General features: G+C 62.0%; 19 protein-coding genes. 15 read left to right on the top strand and 4 right to left on the bottom strand.

Annotated elements, in window-relative coordinates; translation table 11 throughout:
• Positions 1–96: 96 nt before the first annotated feature.
• Entirely contained in the window at positions 97–501 is a 405-nt protein-coding gene (locus YUO_RS0110530; protein ID WP_028347215.1) for a DUF4864 domain-containing protein, read from the top strand.
• A gap of 22 nt (positions 502–523) precedes the next feature.
• On the opposite strand, the gene YUO_RS0110535 is transcribed toward YUO_RS0110530, so the two are convergent.
• Entirely contained in the window at positions 524–1,024 is a 501-nt protein-coding gene (locus YUO_RS0110535) for a MerR family transcriptional regulator (protein ID WP_347335921.1), read from the bottom strand.
• Between YUO_RS0110535 and YUO_RS0110540 the strand changes: the two genes are divergently transcribed.
• From YUO_RS0110540 to YUO_RS47695, 4 genes are read left to right on the top strand one after another with little or no spacing between them, the layout of a single operon-like run.
• A complete protein-coding gene (locus tag YUO_RS0110540) occupies positions 1,004–1,390 on the top strand; it encodes a mercuric transporter MerT family protein (protein WP_028347217.1) in 387 nt (128 codons plus the stop codon). The two genes, YUO_RS0110535 and YUO_RS0110540, sit on opposite strands and share 21 nt — an antisense overlap.
• Positions 1,391–1,404: 14 nt before the next feature.
• Positions 1,405–1,686 (top strand): mercury resistance system periplasmic binding protein MerP, encoded by a 282-nt coding sequence (gene merP / locus YUO_RS0110545; RefSeq protein ID WP_028347218.1) that lies wholly within the window; start codon positions 1,405–1,407, stop codon positions 1,684–1,686.
• A 60-nt stretch (positions 1,687–1,746) separates the two neighbouring features.
• The gene (locus YUO_RS0110550; protein ID WP_028347219.1) at positions 1,747–3,090 is read left to right on the top strand and encodes a dihydrolipoyl dehydrogenase family protein; all 1,344 of its coding nucleotides are present in this window, start codon (positions 1,747–1,749) and stop codon (positions 3,088–3,090) included.
• A gap of 9 nt (positions 3,091–3,099) precedes the next feature.
• A complete protein-coding gene (locus YUO_RS47695; protein WP_156908569.1) occupies positions 3,100–3,336 on the top strand; it encodes a GDCCVxC domain-containing (seleno)protein in 237 nt (78 codons plus the stop codon).
• 87 nt (positions 3,337–3,423) lie between these two features.
• Here YUO_RS47695 and YUO_RS0110555 read toward each other — a convergent pair whose 3' ends face one another.
• On the bottom strand, positions 3,424–4,659 hold the full coding sequence (locus tag YUO_RS0110555; protein WP_051379376.1) for an MFS transporter: 1,236 nt from the start codon (positions 4,657–4,659) through the stop codon (positions 3,424–3,426).
• A 126-nt stretch (positions 4,660–4,785) separates the two neighbouring features.
• Here YUO_RS0110555 and YUO_RS0110560 point away from each other — a divergent pair, with 126 nt between their 5' ends.
• From YUO_RS0110560 to YUO_RS0110585, 6 genes are all read left to right on the top strand, one after another.
• Positions 4,786–5,220: a hypothetical protein gene (locus YUO_RS0110560; protein ID WP_028347221.1), complete on the top strand. Its 435-nt coding sequence runs from the start codon at positions 4,786–4,788 to the stop codon at positions 5,218–5,220.
• 77 nt (positions 5,221–5,297) lie between these two features.
• Complete coding sequence (locus tag YUO_RS0110565; RefSeq protein ID WP_028347222.1) at positions 5,298–5,600, top strand: hypothetical protein; 303 nt, start codon at positions 5,298–5,300, stop codon at positions 5,598–5,600.
• A gap of 29 nt (positions 5,601–5,629) precedes the next feature.
• Positions 5,630–7,030: a TolC family protein gene (locus tag YUO_RS0110570; protein WP_028347223.1), complete on the top strand. Its 1,401-nt coding sequence runs from the start codon at positions 5,630–5,632 to the stop codon at positions 7,028–7,030.
• Positions 7,031–7,042: 12 nt separating this feature from the next.
• A complete protein-coding gene (locus tag YUO_RS0110575) occupies positions 7,043–8,419 on the top strand; it encodes a multicopper oxidase family protein (protein ID WP_028347224.1) in 1,377 nt (458 codons plus the stop codon).
• Between the two features lie 45 nt (positions 8,420–8,464).
• A complete protein-coding gene (locus tag YUO_RS0110580; RefSeq protein ID WP_028347225.1) occupies positions 8,465–8,953 on the top strand; it encodes a cupredoxin domain-containing protein in 489 nt (162 codons plus the stop codon).
• 39 nt (positions 8,954–8,992) lie between these two features.
• Positions 8,993–9,295, top strand: a complete 303-nt coding sequence (locus tag YUO_RS0110585) for a copper-binding protein (protein ID WP_028347226.1) — start codon at positions 8,993–8,995, stop codon at positions 9,293–9,295.
• A 96-nt stretch (positions 9,296–9,391) separates the two neighbouring features.
• Here YUO_RS0110585 and YUO_RS46140 read toward each other — a convergent pair whose 3' ends face one another.
• Positions 9,392–9,556, bottom strand: coding sequence for a hypothetical protein (locus YUO_RS46140; RefSeq protein WP_156908570.1), 165 nt, complete (start codon positions 9,554–9,556; stop codon positions 9,392–9,394).
• Between the two features lie 126 nt (positions 9,557–9,682).
• On the opposite strand from YUO_RS46140, the gene YUO_RS40440 reads away from it, so the two are divergent.
• The 4 genes from YUO_RS40440 to YUO_RS46145 all read left to right on the top strand — a co-directional run bounded on the left by YUO_RS40440 (position 9,683) and on the right by YUO_RS46145 (position 12,682).
• Positions 9,683–10,057 (top strand): DUF305 domain-containing protein, encoded by a 375-nt coding sequence (locus YUO_RS40440; RefSeq protein WP_235782679.1) that lies wholly within the window; start codon positions 9,683–9,685, stop codon positions 10,055–10,057.
• Between the two features lie 134 nt (positions 10,058–10,191).
• Complete coding sequence (locus tag YUO_RS0110600; protein WP_028347227.1) at positions 10,192–10,677, top strand: DUF411 domain-containing protein; 486 nt, start codon at positions 10,192–10,194, stop codon at positions 10,675–10,677.
• 236 nt (positions 10,678–10,913) lie between these two features.
• The gene (locus YUO_RS0110605; RefSeq protein WP_028347228.1) at positions 10,914–11,966 is read left to right on the top strand and encodes an AI-2E family transporter; all 1,053 of its coding nucleotides are present in this window, start codon (positions 10,914–10,916) and stop codon (positions 11,964–11,966) included.
• 11 nt (positions 11,967–11,977) lie between these two features.
• Positions 11,978–12,682, top strand: coding sequence for a 2'-5' RNA ligase family protein (locus tag YUO_RS46145; RefSeq protein WP_156908571.1), 705 nt, complete (start codon positions 11,978–11,980; stop codon positions 12,680–12,682).
• A 119-nt stretch (positions 12,683–12,801) separates the two neighbouring features.
• On the opposite strand, the gene YUO_RS0110620 is transcribed toward YUO_RS46145, so the two are convergent.
• Positions 12,802–13,644: a GNAT family N-acetyltransferase gene (locus YUO_RS0110620; RefSeq protein WP_028347230.1), complete on the bottom strand. Its 843-nt coding sequence runs from the start codon at positions 13,642–13,644 to the stop codon at positions 12,802–12,804.
• Positions 13,645–13,710 lie beyond the last annotated feature (66 nt).

Consider the following 13,710-nt stretch of genomic DNA (forward strand, 5'->3'; position numbering starts at 1 on the left):
ACGCTTACGCGAATAGTACTTCCGCCCGCGTGCCGGCGGGTATAAATTTCCACTTGTCTGTACCGTGGCAAGCACCGCCAGTCCGAGGCATTTTACATGCGCGCTCTTGCTCTGGTTCTCGCATTCCTGATCGGGTTGGGCACCCCTGCCCTCGCCGACGACGTCGCTACTGCCCAGAGCGTGATCCGCGCGCAGGAGCAGGCGTTCATTCGCGACGACGCCGCGGCCGCCTATTCCCATGCCGCGCCCGAGATCAGGCAGATCTTTCCGCAAGCCGACATCTTCATGCAGATGGTCCGGCAAGGCTACGCGCCCGTCTATCGCCACAAGAGTTTCGAATTCGGCGAGGCGCGTTCAGCCAATGGCCGGATTGCGCAGCGCGTCCATATCGTCGACGACAAGGGCGAAGCCTGGGAAGCGATGTACACGCTGGAGCAGCAGCCGGACGGCAGCCTGAAGATTACCGGCTGCTCGCTGTTGAAGACCGGCCAGGCGGCATAAGACTCAAGCCACCGCCGAGCACTTATCTGGAACGCTGGATATCGAGGATCTCCAATACCGGACACTTCGGCGCTGCGGTGCCGGTGCATTGGGCGACGGTTTTGGTCAGCAAGCGTTCCAGCTTGCGGAGGTCGGCGATCTTTGCGCGGATGTCATCGAGGTGATGGGCAGCGATCTCCCGGACTTCACGACACGAGGCTTTTTCAGGACCACCGAGGCGGAGCAAGGCGCGGACCTCGTCGAGCGAAAATCCCAACTCGCGAGAGCGCCGCACGAAAGCAAGAATGCGCCCTTCCATCGGGCCGTACACGCGACGCCCGTTTTCCGCGCGCGAGGGGACCGGAAGCACCTTGATTTTTTCATAGTAGCGGATGGTTTCGATGTTTACGCCGGTAAGCTGCGACAGCTTGCCGATTGTTAGCTTTTCGGCTCGCGCAGCCGTGATCGCACTCATGGAAAACCCCTTGATCCTGTAGTCGCTACAGGATGTAGGCTTGTTAGCATGAAGATCAAGGAAGAGCATATCGCCGCCGACCCAGGGCGCGGACAAGCGCTGATGGCCACAGGCGGTCTGCTGGGCGCGCTCGCCGCGTCGTCCTGTTGCATCCTGCCGATGGTTCTGTTCAGTCTCGGCGTCAGCGGTGCGTGGATCGGCAATTTCACACAGCTTGCGCCGTATCAACCCTACTTCCTCGCAGCGACAGTGCTCTTTCTCGGAACCGGCTATTGGCTGGTCCACCGCACCTCGAAACGTACCTGCGCCGAGGGCGAAGCCTGCGCCCGCCCCTTGCCAAACCAGCTGGTCAAGGCCGCGCTCGTGGTGGCGACGATCCTGGTCGTTGCTGCACTCGGCTTCGACCTCCTTGTGCCACCGCTTCTCAACGCATGAATGGAAGGTCCTCAATGAACAAACTCATATCCGCTGCATTCGTCTTCTGCCTGCTCGGATCGTCCACCGCGTTCGCTGCCGAGAGGACGGTCAGGCTTGCGGTCAAGAACATGTATTGCGCGGCGTGTCCTCACACCGTCAAAGCAAGCCTTGCAGCGGTGCCGGGCGTGGCCAAGGTCGCCGTGTCCTACAAGGACAAGACGGCGATCGTCACGTTCGACGATGCGAAGACCAGCGTGAATGCGCTGACCGCCGCCACCACAAATGCAGGCTATCCGTCCGCTCCCAAGGGATAGGCGCGCGGTGCAAGCTACCGCTCTCCTTATCACCAGCGGCGGATTCGCCAAGGGTGACGCATGGGCTCCTATGATCTCATCGTCATTGGCACCGGAACGGCCGCACAGGTGGCGGCGCGTCGTGTCCGCAGAGCGGGACGCTCGGTGGCGGTGATCGATCATCGTCCGTTCGGCGGCACCTGCGCGCTGCGCGGCTGTGATCCCAAGAAGGTGCTAGTCAGCGGGGCTGAGGGGATCGATCTCGCGCGCCGGATGCGAAGTCACGGCGTCACTGGGGACCTGCGCATCGAATGGAAAGACCTCATCGCTTTCAAACGGACCTTCACCGAACCCGTACCGAGAAGGCGCGAGGAGGATTTCGCCAAGCAGGGCATTGATGGGTTTCATGGCGTGGCTCGCTTCACCGGCCCCGATCGCGTCGCGGTGAATGATCATATTCTCCAAGGCCGTCATATCTTGATTGCAAGCGGCGCGCGGCCAGCCGTCCTCGGGTTCCCCGGCGCTGGACATCTCACGACCAGCGACGCATTCATGGAGCTTGAGCATTTTCCCGGCCGGATCGTAATGGTCGGCGGCGGTTACATCGCCGCCGAATTCTCTCATATCGCGGCGCGTGCGGGCGCCAATGTGGCCGTCCTGCAGCGCTCGGCGCGAATGCTGCCGACCTTCGACGCCGAGGTAGTTGGTTGGCTGATGGATAAGTTTGCCGAAATCGGCGTGGACGTGCGAACCGGAAACGCGGTGACGGCGATAGAACGGACGGGCGATGAATACCGCGTGCATAAGCAGACACCGCACGGCGAAGCGGTTGCGAGCGCCGATCTCGTAGTACACGCCGCGGGGCGCGTGCCGGACATCGCAGCACTCAATCTGTCAGCCGCCAATGTCGCTGTCGCAGGTGGGCGACTTAAACTCAACGATTTCCTGCAAAGCGTCTCCAACCCGATCGTCTATGCAGCGGGAGATGCCGCGGCGAAGGGGCCGCCGCTGACGCCGGTGTCGAGCCACGATGCCAAGGTCGTCGCTGACAATATTTTGGAAGGCACTCGCCACAAGGCGGACTATCGGGGCGTGCCGAGTGTTGCCTTCACGCTGCCGCCGATCGCCGCCGTGGGGCTTTCGGAAAGCGCCGCCCGCGCGCAAACCCCGAAACTGCGCATGAAGTCCGCGAAGGTGCCCGATTGGTACACAGCCCGTCGCATTGCCGAGTCCGTTTACGGGTACAAGACGCTTGTCGATGAAGATAGCGGACACATTATCGGCGCGCACGTCGTCGGACCGCATGCGGACGAAGTCATTAATCTGTTTGCTCTAGCGATCCGGCACAATCTCACCGCCGCTGATCTCAAATCGGCGATGTTCATCTATCCGACCGGAGCCTCGGATATCGGCTACATGCTTTAGGAACATGATATGATCCTCGAATCCATTATCACTTGCCCGCACTGCGCGACCGCTAAATCGGAAGCTATGCCGACCGATGCCTGCCGGTTCTTTTATGAATGTACCGGCTGCGGGGCGAGGCTGCGGCCGAAGCCGGGCGACTGCTGCGTATTCTGCTCCTATGGTTCAGTGCCCTGTCCGCCGATACAGGTCGAGCGCTCCGGCGACGCAACGGCTAGCTCTTGCTCCGGTGCCAGAGCATCATGAGGGACGGTGCAATCCAGATCTCACGCGATTGTCCCGGCAGCACGCGTCAGCAACGCCAGCTAGAGACCTGGACCGAATTACCTATGCTTACGCCATCGCCAGCCGTTGCCGCGCACGCATCAGCAGCAGCAGCATGATCGCGATGTTGAGCGCGTTCCACGCCAGCCCATTGGCGAACGCGGCGCCGTAGGAGCCTGTGGCGTCGAAGATCGCGCCCGAGATCCAGCCGCCAAACGACATGCCGAACACGGAAGCAAAGATCACGATGCCGACGCGGGTCGCCGCTTCGGAGGCCGGCATCGCCTCGCGCACGATGATCGCGTAACTCGGCACGATGCCGCCCTGGAACAGGCCGAACATCGCCGAGATAATATAGAGTGAGGTCAGGCTATCGAAGAACAGGTAGAACAACAGCGCCGTGCCCTGCGCGAACGACCCGATCAAAAGCGTGCGGATGCCGCCGATCTTGTCGGCGAGAAAGCCGCTTCCGATCCGGCTGATGATGCCAAAGCCCAGCATCAGCGACAGCATCTCGGCGCCGCGCGCCACGCCATAGCCGAGGTCGCCGCAATAGGCGACGATGTGCACCTGCGGCATCGACATCGCCACGCAGCAGGCGATGCCGGCCAGCGACAGGATCGCGGTCAGCGCGTTGGTGGAGAGTTTTAGATCGACGCGCGGCGGCGCCGCGTTGTCGTGGTCGCGCTGGCCTCCCGCGCCCATCAGCATGCGCAAGCCGATCAGCGCCAGCGTCATCGCTACCGCCGTGAAGATGCCGATCGCGATATGACTGGTGCGCCAGCCGAGCTGCTCGATGCCGAAATTCACCAGCGGCGGCCAGATCGTGCCGCCGATGTAATTGCCACTGGCGGCAATCGCGACCGCGAGCCCCCGATAACGGTCGAACCAGTGCGAGGCTTCCGCCATCAGCGGCCCGAAGGTGGCGGACGACGACAGCCCGATGGCGAAATGCACCAAGATAAAGTGCCAGATCGAGGTCGACATTCCCGCGACGACATAGCCGAGGCCCAAAATGCCGATGCCGAGCCCGATCGCTGTGACGATGCCGTAGCGGTCGGTGATCTTGCCGGTCAGCACCCCGCCGGAACCGAACCCGAGCATCACCATGGTAAAGGCCAGCGACGCGGTGCCGCGGCTCGCGGCAAACTCCGTCTGCACCACGGGCAGCGCGACCACCACCGACCACATGCCGACGCTGCCGAGCGAGCCGATCAGCACGGCCACGGCAAGCCGGATCCACGCCCGGCGCGAATCGGGAACGAACAGGTCGGAATCTCGGGAAAGCTCAGAAGAAATCACCACGGCAGCCGGAACTTCGGGGTCAAATGGCCGAAGGTCAAGCCACAATGCCGCGATGTTAGGCATGCAGTTGTGATGGGGACGGCGTCCGCGCTTGGCGGAATCGGCGATTGGGGATAGTTTGCCACCATGTTCGTTCGCCTGACCAGACGGAAGCGCGTCAAAGCGGGGTGGTTTGTCGCCCTGCTCTATCTGCTTTGCGTGCTGGCGCCCGGCGTTGCACTGGCGCTCGGCGACGCTGCGTCATGCCTGGTGATCGTGGTTCAGCCGGTCGCCGCCACACATACGCATGATCACTCCGAGCATGCGAGCGCGCATGAGCATCATCACGACCATGAAAGCCATGACACCGATGCGGGCAACACCGCGCATGAGCCAGCCAAGCATGGACACCACAAGTCCTCACCGGGACCGTGCTGCGCCATGCTCTGTGTCTCCGGCATCGCGGCCGATCTGCCGACGGTTGTAAAACCCTTGCAGCCGACCTCGCTTTGCGTCTCCGAGAATTCCTGGCGCCTGCCGGGTGAGGCGCCCCCGTTCCACTACCGTCCTCCCATCGCCTGATCCGAGGTAACCTAAGTGGGTAGCGGCGCGCGTCGGCGCGGCTGCCTGTGGTTCATCAGAGATCAGGGATTCATTTGATGTCTGCGCAGTTTGGGGCGTGGTTCGCCGCCGTAGGTTCGGCGGGCGGATGCCATTCCATCTTCAAGTCGGCGATTCGCGGAGCCGTCGTCGCCTTGGCCATCGGTGCAGCCGGCTGCACGCCCGCGACGACGCGCCTGGCCAGCGCCGATCCCGCCGATCCTGCGGCCAGAGTCGCCAGCGTCCGTTATCGCTCGACGATTGCGCCGTACACGTCCTTGCGCCCGTCGACGCCCGCGCCCTGGCGCGAGCGCAATGAGAGTGTCACGCCCAAACAACGCGGGAACAGCCATGCGCATTAGCTTCATGTGGCGTACGCCGGCCATCGCCCCTGCTGCTGTCAACGGGCGTGGGCCTTTCCGGATGCGCATCGTTCTCGCCGGACTCCGGCATGACCGTCGTGTCCGACGTCGCCAGCCAGACCATCGGCAAGGATGTCGCCTTCGTGCGCTCGGCCGACGGTGCCGAGCGGACCGGCGGCGTCGTGCGCCGCCTGCTTCGCCGGCCGCTCACGGTCGATACTGCCGTGCAGGTCGCGCTGTTGAGCAACAAGGGCCTGCAGGCCGCCTATAATGAGCTCGCGCTGGCGGAGACCGATCTCATCGAACAAAGCCTGCCGCCGAATCCGGTCTTTGCGATTTCCCGCATCTCGGGCAATGGCAGCTATGAAATCGAGCGTCAGGTGGTCGGCGACATTCTGGCGCTCGCCACCTTGCCGTTCCGCTCCGAAATTGCGCGCGAACGCTTTCGTCAGGCGCAGCTCCGCGCCGCGCTGGAAACGCTGCGGCTCGCCGCCCAGGTTCGGCGCACCTATTTCCGATCAGTCGCGGCCAACGAGATGGTCGGCCTCCTCACCGATGCGAAATCGACCGCCGAGAGCACGGCGCAATTGGCGAAAAAGCGCGGCGAGACCGGCTCGCTGAACAAGCTCGACCAGGCCCGCGAGCAGGTGTTTTACGCTGAAACTACCGCTGACCTCGCCACCGCGCGGCAGGAGGCGACCAGCGCCCGCGAACAGCTCACGCGCCTGATGGGCCTGTGGGGCGAGGATCTCGATTTCCGCCTGCCCAACCGCCTGCCGACGTTGCCGCGGCGGCCGCGCTCGCTTCCCAGTATCGAAGCCGACGCGGTCGGCCACCGCATCGATCTGCAGATCGCACGCATGGAACTCGCGGCGCTCGAAAAATCGCTCGGCCTAACCCAGGCAACCCGCTTCGTCACGCTGCTCGATCTCGCCGGGGTATCCAAGCGGAGCCGCGAGGACGAGGGACCGCCCATCCGGGAGCGCGGCTTTGACATCGAGTTCCAGATCCCGATCTTTGACGGCGGCGAGGTGCGGGTCCGTCAGGCCGCGGAGAGGTACAACCAGGGCTTCAACCTGCTCACCGAAAGGGCCGTCAACGTCCGCTCGGAAGCGCGCGACGCCTACCGTGTCTACCGCTCGGCATACGACATCGCCAGCCACTACCAGCGCGAGATCCTGCCGCTGCGTCAGATCATCACCGAGGAGATGCAGCTTCGCTTCTCCTCGATGCAGATCGATGTGTTCGCGCTTTTGACCGAAGCGCGCCAGCGCCTCGCCTCCTTGCGCGCGGCAATCAACGCCAAGCGCGCGTTCTGGCTGGCGCAATCCGACCTGCAGACCGCCGTCAATGGCGGCGGCTCGGAGGCCGCAAGGGAAACTCCAACGACCACCGCCGCGGCGGCGCCAGCCGCAGGCGTCGGGCACTAAAAGGAGAGAACGATGTTCTCACGCAGAGGATTTCTTGGCACCGCCGCCCTCGTCGGCGCCAGCGCCGTCACCGGCCGCGTGCAGGCGGCCGCTATCCCAGAAGCGCCGACGATGGACAAGGCGGTGATGCAGCCGCCGCTGCATCCGACGTCGGGTCCCGACTACCGGCCCGTCGTCACGCTCAACGGCTGGACGCTGCCATGGCGCATGAACGGCGACTGGAAGGAATTTCACCTTGTCGCTGAGCCCGTGGTGCGCGAATTCGCCGAAGGCATGAAAGCCAATCTGTGGGGCTATAACGGCCAGGCGCCGGGACCGACCATCGAGGCGGTCGAGGACGACAAGGTGCGCATCTTTGTCACCAACAAACTGCCCGAGCACACCACCGTGCACTGGCACGGCATGATCCTGCCGTCCGGCATGGACGGCGTTGGCGGGGTCACGCAGCCGCACATCCCGCCCGGCAAAACCTTCGTCTACGAGTTCCAGCTAAGGCACAGTGGCACCTTCATGTACCACCCGCATTCGGACGAGATGGTGCAGATGGCAATGGGCATGATGGGCATGTTCGTCGTGCACCCGCGCGATCCGTCGTTCCGGCCGGTCGATCGCGACTTCGTCTTTGTGATGTCGAGCTATCTGATCGACCCCGGCACTTACCTGCCAAAGGTCAACGAGATGACCGACTTCAACATGTGGACGTGGAATTCCCGCGTCTTTCCCGGCATCGATCCGCTGCCGGTTCGCCTTGGCGACCGTGTCCGCGTGCGCATGGGCAATCTCACCATGACCAACCATCCGATCCATCTGCACGGCCATAACTTCTCGGTGAGTTGCACGGACGGGGGCTGGGTGCCTGAAAGCGCCCAATGGCCTGAAACGACCATTGACGTGCCCGTCGGGGCCATCCGCGCATTCGATGTGCTCGCCGACAATCCCGGCGACTGGGCATTCCACTGCCACAAGTCGCATCACACCATGAACGCCATGGGACACGACGTGAAGAACCTGATCGGCGTGTCGAAGCGGGATCTTGCGAAAGCCGTCGGCAAGCTCGCGCCCGACGCCATGGTGATGGGTTCGACCGGCATGGCGATGGGCGACATGGAAATGCCGGCGCCCGACAACACGCTTCCGATGATGACCGGCACCGGACAGTTCGGCCCGATCGAAATGGGCGGCATGTTCACGGTGATGAAGATCCGCGAGGGGCTCGCGCGCGACGACTACAGGGATCCAAGTCCGTACAAGTTTCCGAAAGGCACCGTCGCCTGGGAAGTCGAGGCGCCGTCGAGTGAGCCCGCACGACAGGGACCGGCCAATACGAAACCACCTGCAAAGGATACGAAGGGCGCAAAGCCTGCGCATATGAAGCATATGCAGAAATGAGAGACCCGGAGCCGGCTCAAGCTTGAACATCGACAGGAGAAGATAATGAAACTGAAACAACTGGTTCTGATCTCAGCAGCAGGCACCGCTCTGCTTGTGGCGCCGGCATACGCCGGTGAAGGCCCTCCCGGCCATCATCATCACGACGATTCCTATTCGGCGGGTGAGCCGGGCAATCCCAAGAAGCCGGCGCGAATCGTGCAAGTCACCATGGGTGAATCCGATGGCAAAATGACATTCACACCGGCGAAAGTCGAAGTGAAAAAGGGTGAACAGATAAAATTCGTTTTGCGCAATACCGGCGAGCTCGAACACGAATTCATCCTCGCTTCGACAGCGGACAATCTCAAGCATGCTGAAGCCATGAAGAAGAATCCCGACATGGAGCACGACGATCCGAACGGGAAGCGGCTCGCGCCGAAGAAGAACGACGAGATTGTCTGGAAGTTCACGAAGAAGGGCGAATTCGAATATTCCTGCCTGATCCCCGGCCATCGGGAAGCAGGAATGACCGGAACGGTGGTCGTGAAGTAGTTCGAGTCAGTAATCTAGCTCAGTGAAAGGGGAACGAGCATGAAGGTCAAGAAACTCACATTAGCCGCTCTATCGCTTTCGCTCACCTTGGGAGTCGGAATCGCCGCGGCGCAGGCGGAAATGGTCAATGGCGAAGTCAAGAAAGTGGACCAGGCCGCCGGAAAGATCACCCTGAAGCATGGCCCAATCAAGAGCCTCGAAATGGAGGAGCCAATGACGATGGTCTTCCGTGTGCAGGATCCGGCGATGCTGAAGCAGGTCAAGGCCGGCGATAAGGTTCAGTTCGAAGCGGAGCGAGCTGCAGCCGGGATCACGATCACGAAAATGCAGAAAGGCAAATAGGTCATGGGTGCGGCGGCCAATTGCTGCGGCGATGGAAGAAGCTTTGGCGACATGAAGTGATCCCGCGTCGATCGCGCAGGATCACTTCATTCTCAATCAGTCCTTCTTGGGGCCGATGTGATGCGGCACTTGGGACTTCGGTCCACCGTAGTAGTGGTGGCTTCCGCCCGCGCTGGATTTCTTTAGACCGGTAGTCTCCTTCTTCCCGATGTGGGGTGGGACCTCCGGCAGGATGCCGATCCCAAGCCAAGGAACTACCATTGAGTCCTCGCGTTTCCTCGGTGCAATGGGAGGATTCGAGGTGGGACTATGCACAAGCACCACTACGGTCACCTCGCGGTCATGACCGCATTGTCCTTCGTAGCGATGTTCATCTTGATGTACGCGATGGTCGATCGCTTCGCGAACGTGTATCCGAACATCAACCAATTCTACATGGCAGGGCTGATGGCCGCGCCGATGGTTATCATCGAGTTGGTCGTGATGCGCGGCATGTATCCGGACGCCAGGATGAGCCTGATTTTTGGCGGGGTGGCTGTTGTCGCCGTGGCGCTCTTCTTCCTCGGCATCCGCGCCCAGACGGCGGTCGCCGACGTGCAGTTCATCAAGTCGATGATCCCGCACCATGCAGGCGCAATTCTGATGTGCGAACGGTCGGCGGTTGCGGATGCAGAGCTCGTGAAACTCTGCCAGGATATCGTCAAGGGACAGCAGCAGGAGATCGACCAGATGAAGCAAATACTGGCCCGGCTCGATAAATAGCGCGCCCGGATTAGTCGATAGGATGGGTGGAGCGAAGCGATACCCATCGTCTGCGCCCAGTTCAGAGTGATGGGTATCGCTACGCTCCACCCATCCTACGCTGACTGGAAAGTCCAACCGAAAAGGTGAAGTCGATGACCGAAACACTGCATTGCATCGCCCGGCGGTCCTTCCTCGGCGCGATTGCCGCCGTGCTGGCAGGCCGGACGATCGCGTCCGCCGCTGCCGCTAATCCTGTCGTGACCGTCCACAAGGATCCGAACTGCGGCTGTTGTTCGGGCTGGGCCGATCATCTGCGCGCGGCCGGCTTTCCGGTCGAGGTGCATGACTCTGCCGATCTCGCGCCGATCAAGCAGCAGCATGGTATTCCGCCTGAGCTCGCCGCTTGCCACACAGCCGTCGTAAGCGACTATGCCATCGAAGGACATGTGCCGGCGCTCGCGATCCAGCGGTTGCTGGCGGACCGTCCGAACGCCAAGGGCCTTGCCGTTCCCGGCATGCCGGTCGGGTCACCCGGAATGGAAGGCGGGGCACCACAACCTTACACAGTCGTGTTGTTCGGGCCGGCCGGGCAGACGCCTTACATGCGCTTCATCGGAACGCAGAGGATTGACACTTAGTCCGCAGGATGCGGTAGAGCGAAACGTCACCCGTCGTCTACACTCCATTCAAGAAGGGTGACGGTATCGCGGAGTTTATCATCGGGCTGGCCGAAGGCCGGACCCGTCCGCTCCGCCAATCCTACGCTGACGCGGTACGGGTCCGGAAAAATGCTGTACAAGGCGATGGAGAACGCGCACCGGTTCGTTGCTGAACATTGGCGCGGCCGAGAAGGCAAGGAAACGAGACGCCCGTGGTGCGACGAATTGATGATCAGACCTTTCTGCTCTTGCTGTTTGCCGTTACGCTGGCATTCGCCTGGATTTTGCAGCCATTCTACGGCGCCGTTCTGTGGGCGATCATCGTAGCCGTCATCTTTGCGCCGGTGAATCGGGCGCTGCTGCGATCGATGCCCGGCAGGCCGAACCTCGCTGCCCTGGTAACCGTCCTGCTCATCATCGCGATCGTACTCATACCGCTGGCGATGGTTGCGGCCTCCCTGGTGCAGGAAGCAACGAGCCTTTTTGAGAAGATCAGGTCCGGAGAATATGATTTCGCCGGCTACATCCAGCGTGTCGTCGATGCGCTGCCGGCCTGGGCGACCGGTTGGCTGCAGCGGTTCAACCTGACAGATCTTTCAGGGCTTCGCGAAACATTGTCGTCCAGCCTGATGAAGGGCGGTCAGGCCCTGGCTCCCCAAGCGCTTACCATCGGGATGAACACTTTCGAGTTCGTGATCAGCCTCGGCATCATGTTGTACCTGCTGTTCTTCCTGACGCGCGATGGCAAGGCAGTGGCAGACCTGATCAAGCAGGCTGTTCCACTCCACGGCGATCAGAAATCAGCGCTCTTCACCAGGTTCGCCGACGTCGTTCGCGCCACCGTCAAGGGTGGGATCGTGGTGGCCGTTGTCCAGGGCGCGCTCGGCGGTTTGGCGTTCTGGTTCCTCGGGGTTCACGCGCCGATTTTGTGGGCCGTGCTGATGGCGTTTCTGTCGCTGCTGCCGGCCATCGGAGCCGCGTTGGTCTGGCTCCCGGTCGCGATTTACTTTCTCGCAACCGGCGCCGTTTGGCAGGGCATCGGGCTGATCGCCTATGGCGTGCTGATCATTGGCCTGGTGGACAATGTGCTGCGTCCATTCCTTGTCGGCAAGGGTACCAAGCTGCCGGATTACGTTGTGCTGATTTCGACGCTGGGCGGCATCGAAGTCTTCGGCCTCAACGGTTTCATCATCGGCCCGCTGATCGCCGCGATCTTCATGGTGAGCTGGGAGATTTTTTCGACGTCCAGGCGCGCGTCGCGGAACTAACGGAGAGCGCCTTGAACTCCCGCAACTTCCTTGATGCCTTACAGTTCAAATCGCTCTGGGCAACCGGCACGGCAGCCCTAAGCCTCTCCACGGTTCGGCGCCAACAATATATCCTGCCCGCATCAGGCCCGGATGCGGCTGTGCACTTGTCCCTTGTCGCCCGGCTTCCTCAACAACCCAATTCCGGAATCGGCAAAGTCCTGGCTGAACTCGAGCGGCTCCATCCTTCGCATCACTATTATCCCTCCGACACCGTCCATGTGACGATCCAAAATTTCGACGACATCAAGGACGTCGACCGGGACGAGCTGCTCGCGCGACTCCGGCATCGCATCGGAACGCTTCGTCCCTTCAGCCTAACGGGACACGGCTTGGGCGTTTCGCCCAATTCCGTCTTCTTGCAGTTGTTTCCCGAAGACGATTCGCTGTGGGGGCTCAGACAACAGCTTACGCGCTCGACCCAGGATCTTTCTTACACGCGAAAAAGAACAGCCGGCCCGGGCGCATTTCGCGATCTTCTGTTTCGTAGACTTGCCTTTGCGAACCTGATCCGCTTTTCGGGCCCGTTATCTCCTTCTTTCATTCGCGCGATCGCACGCCATCGCGCGACCTGCTTCGGCCGCTTTACGGTGGAAGCGCTCGAACTCGTGCAAACCGACAGGCTGTTCTCCGCCGCCGGCACCACGGTGATCGATCGGATGCCATTGGGCCGGTAGTGCCGAGGCCGGCCCGCACGAACGCGTAGGATGGGTGGAGCACAGCGATACCCATCAATCGCATGCCATCAAAGGAGCGATGGGTATCGCTTCGCTCCACCCACCCTACATTCCGTTCCCTACCCCAGCTCGAAGCTGGTCACACCGAACACCCGCTCCAGCCGCAGTGGCGGGATTGCGCCGGTATACATGCGCGCCGTCTCGAACACCGGCGCGAGCCCAAAACCTTCCGCCAGTGCGACCGCGTCGCGGTTGATGCTGGGCACGTCCAGAAACATCTCGCCGCCGCCCACCTTGGCGAGCAAGGCGGACAACACCGCTTCGGCCGTAGCGCGGTCGTCGGCCACCAGCGGCCCGATCTTAAACCCCTTCCGGCACGGCCGGATCACACCCCAGCCCGCAAGCCGTCCATCGCGCATGACCGCGCACCCGACATGCCCGGGCGAGCCGATCCAGGCCCGCAGGAACGCCGGCCGCCGCGCCGGAAACACCGTCGCGTCGTCTGCTTCCACGTCAGCCAGCGGGACTTCGCTCAGGTCAATCACCCCGGCCTTCGCCGCGCTCGGTGCTGTGACGATACCGCCAAAGCGGACGTTGGCGTAAGCTAGCTCGAATCCGGACTTCCTGTAATTGTCCTGCTGCGCCGTCACGCCATCGAGTCCGATCACACGCGCGCCGGCATGTGCGATGGCTGCATTCCAAATCCGCAAGCCGTAACCTTTGCCGCGCAAATCTGCCCGCACGATGTAAAAGCCAAGAAAGGAAAAGCCCGCGCTGTAATTGACGCAGGACACAGTCGCGACAGCCGCACCATCGATCTCGCCGATGAAAAAGCCCTTTGGATCAACAGACGCAAAGCAGGCGTCATCGGCAAGACCCGGATTCCAGCCTTCAGCCGCGGCCCAGTCGATTGCGATCGATATCTCGTCGCGCCGCATCGTGCGGATGGTGAAGTCGTTCATGAAAGCGATCCTCGAGCCGTCATTGCGAGGAGCCAACGGCTGGGCATTCACATTCAACTGCCAGAC

Source organism: Bradyrhizobium murdochi (genome assembly GCF_000472965.1).
GTDB lineage: Bacteria > Pseudomonadota > Alphaproteobacteria > Rhizobiales > Xanthobacteraceae > Bradyrhizobium > Bradyrhizobium murdochi.

Coding starts and splice junctions, on each gene's coding strand:
- YUO_RS0110550 (WP_028347219.1), top strand. CDS start 1,747: ATGGGCTCCTATGATCTCATCGTCATTGGCACCGGAACGGCCGCACAG.
- YUO_RS0110585 (WP_028347226.1), top strand. CDS start 8,993: ATGAAGGTCAAGAAACTCACATTAGCCGCTCTATCGCTTTCGCTCACC.
- YUO_RS46140 (WP_156908570.1), bottom strand. CDS start 9,556: ATGGTAGTTCCTTGGCTTGGGATCGGCATCCTGCCGGAGGTCCCACCC.
- YUO_RS0110620 (WP_028347230.1), bottom strand. CDS start 13,644: ATGAACGACTTCACCATCCGCACGATGCGGCGCGACGAGATATCGATC.
- YUO_RS0110575 (WP_028347224.1), top strand. CDS start 7,043: ATGTTCTCACGCAGAGGATTTCTTGGCACCGCCGCCCTCGTCGGCGCC.
- YUO_RS0110600 (WP_028347227.1), top strand. CDS start 10,192: ATGACCGAAACACTGCATTGCATCGCCCGGCGGTCCTTCCTCGGCGCG.
- YUO_RS0110580 (WP_028347225.1), top strand. CDS start 8,465: ATGAAACTGAAACAACTGGTTCTGATCTCAGCAGCAGGCACCGCTCTG.
- YUO_RS0110565 (WP_028347222.1), top strand. CDS start 5,298: ATGTCTGCGCAGTTTGGGGCGTGGTTCGCCGCCGTAGGTTCGGCGGGC.
- YUO_RS0110560 (WP_028347221.1), top strand. CDS start 4,786: ATGTTCGTTCGCCTGACCAGACGGAAGCGCGTCAAAGCGGGGTGGTTT.
- YUO_RS40440 (WP_235782679.1), top strand. CDS start 9,683: ATGGTCGATCGCTTCGCGAACGTGTATCCGAACATCAACCAATTCTAC.
- YUO_RS0110540 (WP_028347217.1), top strand. CDS start 1,004: ATGAAGATCAAGGAAGAGCATATCGCCGCCGACCCAGGGCGCGGACAA.
- merP (WP_028347218.1), top strand. CDS start 1,405: ATGAACAAACTCATATCCGCTGCATTCGTCTTCTGCCTGCTCGGATCG.
- YUO_RS0110535 (WP_347335921.1), bottom strand. CDS start 1,024: ATGCTCTTCCTTGATCTTCATGCTAACAAGCCTACATCCTGTAGCGAC.
- YUO_RS47695 (WP_156908569.1), top strand. CDS start 3,100: ATGATCCTCGAATCCATTATCACTTGCCCGCACTGCGCGACCGCTAAA.
- YUO_RS0110530 (WP_028347215.1), top strand. CDS start 97: ATGCGCGCTCTTGCTCTGGTTCTCGCATTCCTGATCGGGTTGGGCACC.